This is a genomic window from Mucilaginibacter conchicola, from assembly GCF_003432115.1.
Lineage (GTDB): Bacteria > Bacteroidota > Bacteroidia > Sphingobacteriales > Sphingobacteriaceae > Mucilaginibacter > Mucilaginibacter conchicola.
In genome coordinates, this window is sequence record NZ_QWDC01000001.1 from 2,120,009 (window position 1) to 2,134,355 (window position 14,347).

Below are 14,347 nucleotides of genomic sequence, written 5' to 3' on the forward strand. Positions count from 1 at the left end.
CTGCTTATTAAATATTAAACAGCATTATTTAGCTTCGGTAATTAAAGCATTGCCCGATGCATCTACCAATACATTGCAATCCTTTACGGAGATATGGTGCTTATATTTCTGAATGGCTTCTATCCAGTCTTTAGAGGTAAAAACAGGCGCCTGTATATCAACCGACTCTACAATAATTTCTTCACCATCTAATATCAATCGCCAGCAAAAGTTGCAGCCATCGCTCTCGGTGTTAAATCTTACTTGTGCCAACGTTACGGTTCTGTCAATAGTTTGGATCAGGTCTGTTATCATTTCTAAATTATCAGGTCAGTAAAAAACGCGAATGGGTACTCATGCCATCCGTATCTTTTAAAAATAGGGATATTTTCATCTCTTTTCTATAACTAATTATTTAGTTATATATTTGATTATACCTCTTCTATTCCTATGAAAAAATTATCTATCATTATACTAAGCCTTATCGGCTGCTATTCGGCCGCGGCTCAAACCAAAAAACCGCATGCTTTTATTCTACGTGGAACGGTAGATACCCATACCCGCGATACAATAGATATACAATATCTGAACGAAAAGGGAGAAACTATAAAAGACTCCATTATCACCAATAAAGCAACTTTTGTTATTAACGGAACTATCTCCGAACCAACAACTATTTGGCTTAACATCCGTGGTAAAGACCGCTCATATAAAAAAAGCGGCAACCTGTTTATCGAACCTAAAGAAATGACGATAGTTATTAATAAGGAAAATGTGAACCAGTCAGGGCTGTCAGGATCAATTACTCAGAATGAATTTAGCAAGCTGAACAAGGATGAAGAAACCATTAGCAATGATATAGCATCGGCCACCGGCAAATACAGCAATGAAACGGATGATGCAAAACGCCTTTTAAGAAAAGGCAAGATAAGGCAACTTGAGTTCGGATTTATAAACACCCATCCCGATTCATATCTTAGCCCATTCCTGATGAAGAAATACGCGGGCTACCAATACCGCGATTCTTTAGCGTTACAATACAGCAAGCTTGCTCCGCAAATAAAGAACAGTGCCATCGGCAAACAGATCAACGCTTACCTGCAACACCCTTCCTTTAAACCGCAGACTCCAAAAGTTGGGGACATGGCTGCCGACTTTATGGAGAAAGGCATAGACAACAAACAAGTACGCCTATATAACTTCCGCGGGAAACAATATGTGCTGCTGGATTTTTGGGCAAGCTGGTGCGGCCCATGCCTGGCCATGTTGCCGAAAGTGAAAGCGCTATACGATAAATACCATGCTAAAGGCCTCGAGGTTATTGGTATTAACATGGATTACACGCCCGAAAAGTGGAAGAAAGCTGTTGCAAAAGAAAACATGACGCAGTGGAAAAACATCTTCCCTACAAAAATTGAGTTTTCAAATGAGTGCCCGCTAATCGCCCAATACGGCATTACAACTATCCCGGCTTTGTTCCTGATAGATAAAGAAGGCAAGCTGGTTGCTATTATTAACGATGAGCAAAGCGTAGATACAATTTTAAGCAAGACTCTTGCTGAGGCTTTAAGTAATCCTTTAAAAAACAAAAAAACCTCTTTGCAAACAAAGAGGGTTTTAATATCATTTCGTGATTTCTGACTACTGGCTTAAGACTTAGAGCTTATCCGTCTATCCAGCTAAACTTATATTCCAGCATTGGGTTTTTCATACGTTCCGCAACGCGCAGCAACCTGTCTGGCAGGGCCATGATATAGTCGCGGGCTTTTTCGCCGTCTTCTTTTAGGTCGGTAATGCTGGCAATGTGCCAGTCGGCTATTAGTTCTTTTAATATATCAACGTAATCAATAGCAGTGTAAACACCCAGGCGTTGTGCTGCGTCAGTAAAATGGCCAAAGGTTTGGCCGATCTTTAAACCAACCTCGCGAAGGAAATGCGCGGGCATCACAATTTTCTTGCGCATCATATCTTCAAAAGCTATCATTGCCTCGTTGGCATCAACCTCAAAAGTACGTTCTATAAAGTATTTGTAAGCTTTTGCGTGGCGTGCTTCATCACTGGCAATTACACCACACATTTTTGATAACAAGGTATCACCTGCCTTTTTAGCGTGCGATGCTACCCTGCGGTGCGATACGTTTGTTGCCAATTCCTGGAACGATGTATATATGAAGTTACGGTAAGGGTCGTGGCCAGTACCTATATCAAAACCATCAGCAATTAAATACTGGGTTGATACTTCCATGGCGCGCATGTTAACGCGGCCGCTTAAGTAAAGGTATTTGTTAAGCAGATCGCCGTGGCGGTTCTCTTCGGCAGTCCAGTGGCGGGTCCATTTCATCCAGCCACCTTCTTCGTCGTCGCTAACACCTTCAACCATGGTTAACCATGATTCGTAGGTAGGCAGTGCTTCCTCGGTGATTGTATCGCCAATTAAAACGGCAACCAGGTCATAAGATAAACCTTGCGCGCTTTCCTGCAATTCTTTTATCTCGCTAAAAAACGTATCGCGCGATGCATCAGGCAAAAAGTCTGACGGCTGCCAAATGGTATCGATAGGCTTCAAGTACTCGTTCATCTTTTCAAGCATGAACTTTTCTATATGCTTCATCACCTCACGTCGTTTTTCTTCGAAGAATTTCATATAACCGTATTAGTGCGCAAAGGTAAGCAATTTAATGTATTTATTTAGAACCGTTAAACCCGATGGCTTGTTTCATACAATCGGGTAAATTTTCTAAAGAAGGCTCGCCATCGAAAATACTGAAATTGGTATTGTAATCCCACAATATACCGGGAATGCCTACCGCCTTAAGGTTTTGCCGCATGGCTTTGATGTATCTGCAGCGGCTATCCTGGTCGGCATATTTATTATATACACCATATTCGCCACATATTACGGGTACAAAATATTTGTCGGCCCATTTCTTTACTATCTGCAATTTATCATGGATAGATTGCTCGTTACCGTCTTTTAAATATTGGTGGTAATTATTTTCGCCCCAGGTGCCTATTACCTTCGGGTTCATGGGTGGGTAGGCTGCCGCATTGTAAGGGAACGGTATGCCGGTGGTAGCCATTTGCCCCCCTACCCAATCTGCCCCCTGGTGGGTAAATAAAAAAGGCTCATAAAAGTGGAAGGTGTAAATGATGTTCTCATCGGCCAATCTTTCCATACGGCTCAGCTCATAAATGCTGTTAAAGTTTGATGCGCCGATGATAAGAGTGCGGTTCTTATCTACCTTACGGATGGCGGTTACAATATTGTACGCTGCATCGTGCCACACTTTGGGGTCTATATGGGGAGGTTCGTTATACAACTCAAAGAAAACCTTATCGGGGCTCTCGCGTATAAACCTTTCAGTTAACTTTAACCAAAGGGCAATCACTTTCGGCGTTTCGGTTAAATAGTTATTATCTGTAAGTTTACCGTAGTGAAAATCGATGATAAGATTGAAGTCGTACTTTTTGCATTGTTTCAAAACTTCATCAATTTGTGCAAATACTTTCTCATCGGGAATGCCAGTATCATTGAAATATTCAAAAGCCACCGGTAATCTGATAGTTTTTATATTGAGTTTTCTCAAAAGTTCAAAACCTGAGGTTTTAAGTGGGTTTTCATCCCAAACTTTGGGGTTCCACGTTTGTTCGAGCCAAGAGACACTTACGCCATTATTTAAGCTGCGTGAACGTTTAAAAGCAATTTGCCTGATGCTTTGAGGCATTGGATTATTTTTTGCAATAAGGTGGATTGTGCTTATAATTGGTATTAAAATACAACCCACTAAAAGCAATTTTGGTATAATATTTTTAATTGGTTTATTTTTCACCCTTTTACTTAATGTTTATTAAGGATAGATATACAAATAAGGATACAAATGTTTGTTCAAATTTCAAAGGAAGAGTATAAAAAGGAGATACTCAAAAAAGCCTGGTATCAAACCAACAATATTATCTGGACAATAATATTCTTATACCCGATATTCAGCGTTGTAGACTATATTTTTGCGCCCAACATCTGGCTGCAATTTTTTATAGTTCGTATCATATCCATATTAATTATATATGGCTTGTATAGCTGGTTTCAGGTAAAAAAGTATAATTACCGAACGTTGCTGCACATCTGCTTCTTTATACTATCTGCCACATGTGCGCTCCTTTGCAACGTGGTTAACATTCAGCAGCAAACTACTTACTACCTTATTTATGCTGTAGTAATATTATTTTTTAACCTGCAGGTATTTTGGGAGCCAATAAACTCTATCATACAGGGTTTAATTGCCGTATTACTGCTCGCCGTTTTTTACAACATATTTAGTGAATACACACTTGAGCTGGTGATAAACAACGGTGGTTCGATGTTCTTTATTATCGCCTTCTTATCATGCCTTATACCAAATGTGCGCTATAAAGTAATAGGCCGCGAGGTGCGCGCCCAGTTGCTCATCGAAAAATCAAACGAGCAATTGAAAGAGCAGAACCAGAACATCAACGAAAAAAACAACATTATTGATCGCCAGTACGAGCAACTGCGCAAACTTGACGATCAGAAAAACAACTTCATCAATATAGCCGGCCACGACTTGAAAAACCTTATTGGCCAGATAGTGATGAGTAACAACATGCTTAAAGAAGAGGACTATCGCCTAAGCAACGACCAAAAGGAATACACCCATTTTATTTCAGAAGCATCTGAAAAAATGCAGTACATGCTTAACAAACTAATGGATGTTAAAGAGATAGAGTCTCCTGATATGAAATTTAACATGGAGATCTTTGACATCAATCACGAGGTTACCCATGTATTTAAAGGCTTACAGGAAACAGCTAACATGAAGAACATTCATTTGGTTGATAGCATCCTGAAATTGCCTTTGAACGTTAAACTCGATAAAGTTTTTGTTGGGCAGGTTTTTCAAAACCTGTTATCAAATGCAATTAAGTTTTCGCAAACTAATAACAGTATACGTGTGGTTACCAGTTTGCAGCGCCAAAAATTTGTATTCGAGATAATAGACGAAGGTGTACCAATTGGCCAGGATGAGCTGGATATGATGTTCAATAAACTAAAAACTTTGAACGATGCATCGGGCGGTGCGGGCGAAAGCAGACTTGGCCTGGGCCTTTCTATTGCCAAACTAATGACACAAGAACTTGGCGGTGAACTTACCTACCGCAGTAACGATAACGGAAACTATTTTAGAGTAGAATTCTACGTAATAAACTAACACGCTTAAATCTGTAACTAACGCTATAATCTGATGAAAAGACTTTTCACCCTTTTAGCCTTCATACTTCTTACAACATTTGCTTTTGGGCAGGCTCAAAAGATCATCTCATTCAAATCAATGGGCCATAATGATGATGAGCCTATATTTGGTATGAGCGGCGCCATATCTTTCTATTTTAAGATAACGCCACAGTATGAAATGAACGGCAGCAAGCTTGTTCTTTTTATTGAGCCATCACAGGCCCTGATACGCGAAAAATCGTACATCAACCTGTTCATTGGCACAAAACCTGTTTATAGCGGCAGGTTAACAAAAGATTCTATCCAGCAAATAAAGATAAACCTTAGCCGTGCCGACGTACCTGCCGATAACTATCTCAAAATGCAGGTTAAAACAGCACTAACCATTACTGATGACCAATGCCGCGACCTGGATAACCCGGCAATGTGGGTAAAGGTGAAAAACTACTCGTACCTGTCGCTTACAAAAAGCAACAAGAATTTCTTTACCAATATCAATATCAGCAACTGTTTTGATACCAAAACCGCTATTGTTTACAACAGCAACCCAACCCTGCATGATCTTAAAGCCGTTGCGTGGGCTTACGCGCGTTTAAAGAAAACACAGCAAAGAAACATTGGCGTTTACCAGATAGACCAGTTACCTGATACCGTTAGAAACTACATCATGGTAGGTGCCATCAATACCTTGCCTGAGGCACAGCGCAGCCTTATTAAAGTAAGCCCGCAGAGCAACCAGGGTTTATTATACCTCAATAAATCGGTAACAACTGTTACTGATACCATCACCAACATGATTAACGTGAACGGTAAGTTTGTGCCTACACGTGCGGTATCACAAGAAGTTGTACCTTCTGAGGTATTGTTTGTTACCGGTGGTGACGATGCCGGTTACGAGAAAACCATTACTGCCCTGGGTAACATGAACGTGTTAAACTCAACCTTTGGCGATTACTTATTGATCAACAAAGCGCAGAACACTTTCTTTAAAACCATTGATGAGAACCGCTCTAAACTAACCTTTAAGCAAATTGGCGGTGTTAGCGACTTCCTTTCGGGCATTGGTTCGTTAAAAAGTGCCTTTAACTTTAAAAACTCAGATTTTAGCTTTACCCCTAAAGAGGTTGAGATACGTGTGGTGGCCAACTACAGTGCCCTTAACCCAGGCGACCGCGGTTTCTTCAACATCTACCTGAACGGTTTATTGCTAAGCAGCGAAAAGCTTGACGCATCAGGCAAACTAAATACCTCTGTTACCATTAACAGGTACCAACACCACAAATACAACACGCTGGAGTGCGAGTTCCGCTTTTACCCAAATGCCGGCAACTGTAAAAACAGCTTCACTAACTTCTTTGCCGAGTTAGATGTTGATAAATCATACTTAGAATCTAAAAACCCGTTCATCACCAGCGACCTGAGCTTCTACCAGTATCCTGAAGCATTTAACCGTGGCACAACCCGCATTGTGGTATCAAAACCTTATGCTAAGTATGCAGCCGGCGCAATGGGCGAGATCATTTACGAGTTAAACAATAACATCAACGCTAACAACTTCCCTGAGTTTTCTTACTCTGATGAGTTAACCTCAACAGATCTGAAAAAGAACAATGTTATCGCTTTATTATCTAAAGACGACCAGATGTTCAAAAACGGAGAGTTCCCTGATGCACCTATTAAGTTTGATAAAAACTTCAGGTTATACAACACGGACAACAACTCGGTGGTATACTCATTATCTGATACTACATCAAATGGTTTAGCGCAGATATTCTATGGCCGTAGCAACAATGCTACCCTGGTATTAACTGCTACCGGTAAACACCTGGCCGAGGCGTTCCTGGCTGCATCAAAATCTATAACAGAGCAGTTATCAACCCTGTCAAGTAACGTTTGTATATCTGATGTTAACAACAATAAATACCTGTTCAACATCAATAAATCGAGCGATAACCTGGAGTACATTGATACCAAAAGCGCTTTAACCCGTTTCTGGGATAACTATAACCTGTATATCTTATTAGGTATATTGGTATTGATACTGTTATCATTCTTGTACATACGCTCGAGGGTACAAAAATCACAGGAGTTATTTAACGACTAATTTCTCTTTTGCGGGATATATGTGCAGCGGTGTTTCGAGCATCGCTGCACAAAGTTTAATTAAGAGACAGAGAAATATTCATGAGTGTATCTATTCCTGATTTATTGGTTAATGACGGCTTTTTAACCGCTACCGAGCGCGAAGGCATTGAAGCTTACGCGCAGGAATCGGGCCTGTCGTTTATCAAAATAGCGCTTACCTCGGGGTATATCTCACGTAAAAATTACGATCGCTCCTTACTTAATGCGGGCTTTACTATCAATGAACACCCGCGCGAGGAAGCCCATGACCAGGATATCTTAGATAAGATAGACCTACCATTTGCGCACGAGCGTTTGTTTTTGCCTCTGCGTATCGAGAACGGAAAGGTGGTAACCCTGATGGCGGCACCCGATGATCAGCTTGCGCACGATTTTATCCGCTTTACTTATGATCTTGATGCCGAGGTTATCCTCACCTCAGATCTTGATATTACCTGGTTAAGCAACAAATTACTGGGCGAGCGTTACGTAAAAGCAGCAGTTTTTGAACTGGTAAAGCGCGACCCCGATAGCTCTGCCGTAGTAACTTTTTCTACCGCACAGCTGATTGTACTTTTTGTGCTGATAGCTTTGGTTGCCATTGGTTTGGTGATGAGCTTTAAAAACACATCCATCATTATCAACGTACTCATCAGTTCGTTCTTTTTGGTGGCTATTATTTTTAAGCTTTTCCTGGCCTTGGTAGGTTCAAGGTTTGAGCTGCACCAGGCCGTAACCCGCGAAGACATTAGGCAGGTTGATGACAGCACCCTGCCAACCTATACCATCCTGTTGCCGGTTTATAAAGAAGATAAACTGATAAAGAAACTCATCTGGAACCTGCAATCTATCGATTACCCACGCCATAAGCTGGATGTAAAACTGTTGATAGAGGAAGAAGACGACAAAACTTTTAACGCAGTAAAAAACCTCGATTTCCCGGCAATTTTTGAGGTAATTGTGGTGCCTTTCCACATGCCTAAAACAAAACCAAAAGCTTGTAACTATGGCCTGTACTTTGCCCGCGGCAAATACCTTACCATTTACGATGCCGAGGATATCCCCGACACCGACCAACTGAAGAAGGTAGTAACGTTATTTAATAAACTGCCCGAAGAATATATTTGCGTACAAAGCGCACTCAACTACTTTAACCGTAACGAGAACTTCCTTACCCGTATGTTTACGCTGGAGTACTCGTACTGGTTTGACTATATGCTGCCTGGTTTGGATACGCTGGATATTCCTATCCCCTTGGGGGGCACCAGTAATCACTTTAAGCTACAGGAGCTGGTTGACCTTGGCGCATGGGATCCGTTCAACGTAACCGAGGATGCCGACTTAGGTGTACGCGCTTATGCAAAGGGGCACAAAATAGCCATCATCAACTCTACCACTTACGAAGAAGCAAATAACGAGCCTTTCAACTGGATCCGTCAGCGCAGCCGCTGGATTAAGGGTTATATGCAAACCTACCTCGTACACATGCGTAACCCGGCAAATCTTATCCGCGAAATTGGATGGAAAGGATTCTTGGGCTTTAACTTCTTTATCGGTGCAACACCTATCACTTTTTTGGTATATCCGCTGTTGTTGCTGATATTTATCGCTTACGTGGTGTTTGACCTCTCCAGCATCCGCAGCTTGTTCCCTGATTGGGTGTTGTTCATGTCCATCTTCAACCTCATGGTGGGTAACATCCTCATGATCTACGTAAACATGATAGCCGTGTTTAAACGCCGCTATTACGAGTTAATATTATTTGCTATTGCCAACCCAATATACTGGTTAATGCACTCTATATCGGCTTATAAGGGCCTATACCAGCTCATTGTAAAACCTTTCTATTGGGAAAAAACAAACCATGGTTTAAGTAAAGTGAACAACCCAACAAACCTTGTAAAATAACATGAAGATATCCGGTGCAGTATATTTAGCTATTATTACACTATTCCTGGTGGCTTACTACCTGGTATGCGCCGTGTATTTAAATAAGCTGGACTACTACAACAACGAGTCGTTGTTTTATATAGAGAAGGCAAAAATAGTATTTGAGGGTTTAGGCAATCGCCTAAAAACAATGGGCTTAACCGCACCACTTATCCCCTTCTATGCCACATTTTTGTTTACCCCAATAAGCTACACTCTGGCACCGGTACTGGCATCGGCAGTAGGTACCGCAATACTGTTCTATATTATTGCCAGCAACACCGCAAAAAGGCTGCAGGATAATAGTTACATCATGTTGCTATTGGTGATCTTCTTGTTTCACCCGGGTGTCATCTACACAGCAGCATCAGGCAAAAGCATTTATCTGATACTGATATGCTTCTTCCTTTTCTTCCTTAATCTGTTCAAATTTTATCGCTCAAATACAACCTTCCACGTATCCATTGCCAGTTTAAGTTTGGTAGGTTTAATCTTTTGCGATTATAAGTTTGTGTGGTTAACGCTATTCTTTTTACCGTTAATACTGGCTATTACCATCCATAGTTTAAACCTTAGCGAGCAAGAGTCCATCTTCAGGTTGTTCATGAGTTTCAATAGCCCGTCGTTAAGGCGTAAATTGGTAAATAAAACATTTGCGCTGTACATTATTATGTTCAGCTTACCGCTGGTGGCCGTGCTATGTTATAAACTATTAAACCTAACCCACGCCAGCGATCTTAACTACTTTGCCGAAAGCCCTTACGCCACCTGGAACGTACTGATAGATAAACTGAGTTTTGACCAGTTAACCACCAATACCCAATATCAGATACCCGAAGTATCGCTGCTGCTATCGGCACGCGTAATCATATTTGCGCCCATGATACTGATAGCCGTTTGGCTATTCCGCGAGAGCACCTACCAGGTACTTACTATTCTTATCCCGTTTGCGTTTATCGAGTTCCTGCATATCAAGTACGATAAGGTTTTCCTGGCTTACCAATACTATTTGATGTTTATGATACTGGCCTTTTTGGCCGTAATACTAAAAGCACGAACTGTAAAAAGCCAGGGCCTGTTTAAGTTTTGCCTGTTAGGATTAATACTGGTACAGATCTATTTTGGATGGTACTACCTGCGCACCTCAAACATTGCCGAAGAGCGCAACTTTACCAAAGTACTGGTTGACCGTACCGAAGATGCTGTAGAAACAGATAACATTGATATTGCCAACTACCTAAACAGCCTGCCAAGCGACTCGCACGTATTGGTTGATGATGCCATAGCCTATCCCATTGTAGCCTTTACAAAAGATATTAAGCCATTGATAATGCCATACGAAGGCAATTTCTTGAGCGCGCTGGAGTCGCCCGATAAATATGTTGATTACGTAATAGTAGCCAACGCCCGCAACATCGAATCGGGCTATACCCAGCTAAATGATAGGTATATCGTCAGCATCCGCAAAGCCATCTCCGATCTCAACTTCCGCAAAGTATACGAAACCGACGACTGGACGGTATACCGCGTTATCACCAACGCCAGCGGCAGCGAATTTGGCCGCATGATAGGCAGGTAAAAGATTCATTTATACCAAATTTACTTTAGGCATTCTCAAAAGTCGATCGGATAAGTGGGTTATTGAAACTGTTTACGACGATGCAAACAGATTATTCTATCTCTTTTAACCAATCGACGTCGTGCTTTCAGAACAAAATCCTTCTTGTGTACAATCTTTCATAAGCACAAGCTCACAACTACCATCACACTGCATATTAGATTTAGCCATCGCTTTAATCAAGAAATCTAATATATTTATAGTCTGATCAACACCTTATCGAAATTACTATGATCATCACTATAAAAGACGAAACCTTTGCGGGAAAAATACTGCAGGAACTCGATTTAGAATTTGATACCACTACAGTTACCATGAAGGACATCATAACCTCAAGGGTGACGAAAGAGGTTGAAGAATACAACAAAAAACTGCCGCAATTCTTTAACGGACTTGTTGAACCAACCCATGCCGAAAAAACACTTAACGGTTTTAAATTAAAAAACAAAGCTGTAATAGATGCCGAGAAGCAGGTATTTGTTGCATTGCATGCTTTTCAAAGCAATGCTTTTTTTGTATTGGTGAACAATGTACAATCAGAAAGTCTTGAACAGCAGGTTGAGCTTAGCACCCATACAAAAATCAGTTTTATTAAATTAACACCTTTAGTTGGCGGCTAAAAATGAACCTTTTTGATAAGATAAAAAATGTGTTCTCAAAAAACACATCTGCAGAACAGTCCGCGCCTGCCGAAGCCGGGGGCGAGTTTGCCAAAGTTATTGATGCTACACATGCTGAGTATTCCAAAACCAGTTCTTATTTCTGGAGTATTAAACTCAATCAAATATCTGTATATACTGATGACGTAGCCAAATGGGACGATAAGAAGAAGATAGCCATGATTCTTTATTGTATCCGCAGTATCGGCGATTACTATAAACAGTATGGATCCGGTTACTCATCAACACAATTACACTATCAGAAAAAAGAAGTAACAACAGCTTATTTAAGCCAGCTTTTTAAAACCAAACTACTGATAGATAGCGATGATCTGAATCAAATCCTCCAAGGATTCTATTCATACAAAAAATGGGATTGGTCGGCATTAAATACCTGGCCAATTGCCGCTTTACTTAACCAGCTCACCAACCAGTATGGCAAAACCGGCATACCCGGTAAAATGCCAGAACTACTAACCGGTCTTAAAACAAAAATAGAGGAGATAAACTACCCTTACTATCAAAAGGATAAACTAAAGCTTACCGAGAAGATAGATAATCTGATCTTTAAAACTAATGCCGGCACCGAAAAAGTTAAACCAACATTATTCTTAGGCGATGATCCTTTTTCTGCCCATGCTAACCAGGCTATTGAAGCCTTACCTCAGGATGAGCGAATAATCTGGTATCAGCTTATTGCAAAAGCTATAAAAGCATCAGGGTCAAAACCGTCTAACAAATACCTGCAAGAAAGTAAAGATCTGTTTAAAGAATTAGGCACGGATAAATTTAAGGCCATGCTTAACAATTGGTTTTTGTTTGTAGTTGATTTAAAAGAGAACACGGTAACCACTACCCACACCTTTGACAATAGAATTTATAACTATTCTACCTCAACCTTCCTCAGCGCTATCAATACAGATTCTATTAAAGGTTTTGTGTGGATGGCTTCGCATTTTCATGATAATACTACCTTAAATAATCTTGCAAAACTTGCAGAGCGTTGTTATAAAAAGATGCCAGGCATAGGCCCGGCAGCCGGTGCCGTTGGGAATGCCGCTTTATTTGCATTGTACAAGTCAAAAGGTCTTGATGGTATTGGGCACCTATCACGGTTAAAACTGCGCATCAAACAATCCAATATTCAACAGCTAATAGAGAAGTATATCAATGAAGCTGCCAAAGAACAGGGCGTTTCTGCACACGAAATTGAGGACATGGCTATGGACGATCATGGACTTACGGACGGAGCGCGCGAATTTCAGTTTGAGAACTTTAGCTGTATATTAAAAATAACAGGCCCGGGAAAATCTGAACTAAATTGGTACAAGGCTGATGGCGTTCAGCAGAAAACTGTTCCTGCCTTGGTGAAAGGTAAATTTGCTGCCCGCCTTAAAAAGCTAAAGGAATTACAAAAGCAAATTGATCAAACCACATCTGCACAACGCGACCGTATTGACCGTATGTTCAGGACGGGGCGCACGTTCACTTTTACTGCCTTTAAAGAATTCTTTCTGGATCATGGGCTGATGAGTTTTCTCACCAAACAGATTATTTGGAATGTTACCAAAAACGGGCAAACCACCGCAATATTACAGATAGACGGTCAATGGGTAGATAATAACAACACCCCGGTTACATTAACTGAGGAAATGGAGATATCATTATGGCATCCGGCTACGGTGCCGGTGGCTGAAGTAAAAAAATGGCGCGATCTTCTTACGCAAAATCAGATCAGGCAACCGTTAAAACAAGCATTTAGAGAAGTGTATCTGCTTACCGAAGCTGAGGTAAATACCCGCACTTACAGTAACCGTATGGCGGCCCACGTATTAAAACAGCATCAATTTAACACGCTGGCTAAATCGCGCGGATGGAGATACTCTTTACTTGGTGCTTATGACGATGGCCGCGACAACGGCACAGCCGAAGTTAACCTACCTGAGTATGGTTTACGAGCACAGTATTGGGTTAACGAGGTAAATGCAGATAATGCCTACAACGATACTGGTATATGGAATTATATAACAACAGACCAGGTTCGTTTTGTTGATACTAATGGCAATATTGTTAATTTGATAGATGTGCCGGTATTACCTTTTTCAGAGGTTTTACGGGATGTAGACTTGTTTGTAGGAGTTGCCAGCGTTGGTAACGACCCTACCTGGCAGGACTCAGGCGGGGTGCCTGCGCTTAATAATTATTGGCAATCCTATTCTTTCGGTGATTTGTCTGAACTGGCTAAAAATCGTAAAGAGATCCTTACCAACCTATTACCGCGCTTAAAGATAGCTAAGGTGGCAGAAATTAAAGATAAATTTGTTGTGGTAAAAGGCAAATTGCGGACCTACAAAATACACATTGGGAGTACCAATATTTTGATGGAGCCTAATGATCAGTATTTATGTATAGTGCCGGATAGAAGCCAGAAAAACCTCGCCGAAAATCTGTTTATTCCATTTGAAGGTGATGCAGGCATGTCTGTAATCTTATCTAAGGCATTCCTCTTAGCAGAAGATGATAAAATAACCGACACAACCATAACTTCCCAAATCAATCGCCGTTAGATTAAAGCAATCCCAAAAAACCTCATTAAACATCCGGCGATTAATAACCGGAATACAGCTTGCTATTTATTCTAACGCTAACAAGGCGCTATCAGCGTTCATTCGACTGAACGCCTGCGGGGTGAGTGGATAGTGGTGAGTGATTTTCAGAAAAGTATGGACGCAAAAAAGCCTTCTCCTGTTTCCAGTGAAGGCTTTTAATAAAAGTTGGCACCGACCT

Annotated in this window: 10 protein-coding genes; 7 read left to right on the top strand and 3 right to left on the bottom strand. The window is 41.0% G+C overall.

From position 1 onward, the window contains the following. Window positions 1-24: 24 nt before the first annotated feature. The gene (locus D0C36_RS09555; protein ID WP_117391293.1) at window positions 25-294 is read right to left on the bottom strand and encodes a hypothetical protein; all 270 of its coding nucleotides are present in this window, start codon (window positions 292-294) and stop codon (window positions 25-27) included. Between the two features lie 135 nt (window positions 295-429). On the opposite strand from D0C36_RS09555, the gene D0C36_RS09560 reads away from it, so the two are divergent. Further along, window positions 430-1,620, top strand: a complete 1,191-nt coding sequence (locus tag D0C36_RS09560; RefSeq protein ID WP_117391294.1) for a TlpA disulfide reductase family protein — start codon at window positions 430-432, stop codon at window positions 1,618-1,620. Between the two features lie 22 nt (window positions 1,621-1,642). Here D0C36_RS09560 and D0C36_RS09565 read toward each other — a convergent pair whose 3' ends face one another. Beyond that, on the bottom strand, window positions 1,643-2,623 hold the full coding sequence (locus D0C36_RS09565; protein WP_117391295.1) for an acyl-ACP desaturase: 981 nt from the start codon (window positions 2,621-2,623) through the stop codon (window positions 1,643-1,645). Between the two features lie 40 nt (window positions 2,624-2,663). Then, a complete protein-coding gene (locus D0C36_RS09570) occupies window positions 2,664-3,704 on the bottom strand; it encodes a glycoside hydrolase family 5 protein (protein WP_147321974.1) in 1,041 nt (346 codons plus the stop codon). Window positions 3,705-3,857: 153 nt separating this feature from the next. Between D0C36_RS09570 and D0C36_RS09575 the strand changes: the two genes are divergently transcribed. The 6 genes from D0C36_RS09575 to D0C36_RS09600 all read left to right on the top strand — a co-directional run bounded on the left by D0C36_RS09575 (window position 3,858) and on the right by D0C36_RS09600 (window position 14,127). Further along, window positions 3,858-5,207 (top strand): sensor histidine kinase, encoded by a 1,350-nt coding sequence (locus D0C36_RS09575; protein WP_117391297.1) that lies wholly within the window; start codon window positions 3,858-3,860, stop codon window positions 5,205-5,207. 33 nt (window positions 5,208-5,240) lie between these two features. After that, window positions 5,241-7,334, top strand: coding sequence for a cellulose biosynthesis cyclic di-GMP-binding regulatory protein BcsB (locus D0C36_RS09580; protein ID WP_117391298.1), 2,094 nt, complete (start codon window positions 5,241-5,243; stop codon window positions 7,332-7,334). An 80-nt stretch (window positions 7,335-7,414) separates the two neighbouring features. Further along, complete coding sequence (locus D0C36_RS09585) at window positions 7,415-9,262, top strand: glycosyltransferase (RefSeq protein WP_117391299.1); 1,848 nt, start codon at window positions 7,415-7,417, stop codon at window positions 9,260-9,262. A 1-nt stretch (window position 9,263) separates the two neighbouring features. Then, window positions 9,264-10,862 (top strand): hypothetical protein, encoded by a 1,599-nt coding sequence (locus tag D0C36_RS09590; protein ID WP_117391300.1) that lies wholly within the window; start codon window positions 9,264-9,266, stop codon window positions 10,860-10,862. Window positions 10,863-11,131: 269 nt separating this feature from the next. Further along, complete coding sequence (locus D0C36_RS09595; RefSeq protein ID WP_117391301.1) at window positions 11,132-11,521, top strand: hypothetical protein; 390 nt, start codon at window positions 11,132-11,134, stop codon at window positions 11,519-11,521. Between the two features lie 2 nt (window positions 11,522-11,523). Further along, window positions 11,524-14,127 (top strand): DUF4132 domain-containing protein, encoded by a 2,604-nt coding sequence (locus D0C36_RS09600; protein WP_117391302.1) that lies wholly within the window; start codon window positions 11,524-11,526, stop codon window positions 14,125-14,127. The last annotated feature ends 220 nt before the right edge of the window (window positions 14,128-14,347 follow it).

Excerpts from the sequence above, each read along its gene's own strand:
- D0C36_RS09590 (WP_117391300.1), top strand. The coding sequence starts at position 9,264 with ATGAAGATATCCGGTGCAGTATATTTAGCTATTATTACACTATTCCTG.
- D0C36_RS09575 (WP_117391297.1), top strand. The coding sequence starts at position 3,858 with ATGTTTGTTCAAATTTCAAAGGAAGAGTATAAAAAGGAGATACTCAAA.
- D0C36_RS09600 (WP_117391302.1), top strand. The coding sequence starts at position 11,524 with ATGAACCTTTTTGATAAGATAAAAAATGTGTTCTCAAAAAACACATCT.
- D0C36_RS09570 (WP_147321974.1), bottom strand. The coding sequence starts at position 3,704 with ATGCCTCAAAGCATCAGGCAAATTGCTTTTAAACGTTCACGCAGCTTA.
- D0C36_RS09595 (WP_117391301.1), top strand. The coding sequence starts at position 11,132 with ATGATCATCACTATAAAAGACGAAACCTTTGCGGGAAAAATACTGCAG.
- D0C36_RS09585 (WP_117391299.1), top strand. The coding sequence starts at position 7,415 with ATGAGTGTATCTATTCCTGATTTATTGGTTAATGACGGCTTTTTAACC.
- D0C36_RS09560 (WP_117391294.1), top strand. The coding sequence starts at position 430 with ATGAAAAAATTATCTATCATTATACTAAGCCTTATCGGCTGCTATTCG.
- D0C36_RS09580 (WP_117391298.1), top strand. The coding sequence starts at position 5,241 with ATGAAAAGACTTTTCACCCTTTTAGCCTTCATACTTCTTACAACATTT.
- D0C36_RS09555 (WP_117391293.1), bottom strand. The coding sequence starts at position 294 with ATGATAACAGACCTGATCCAAACTATTGACAGAACCGTAACGTTGGCA.
- D0C36_RS09565 (WP_117391295.1), bottom strand. The coding sequence starts at position 2,623 with ATGAAATTCTTCGAAGAAAAACGACGTGAGGTGATGAAGCATATAGAA.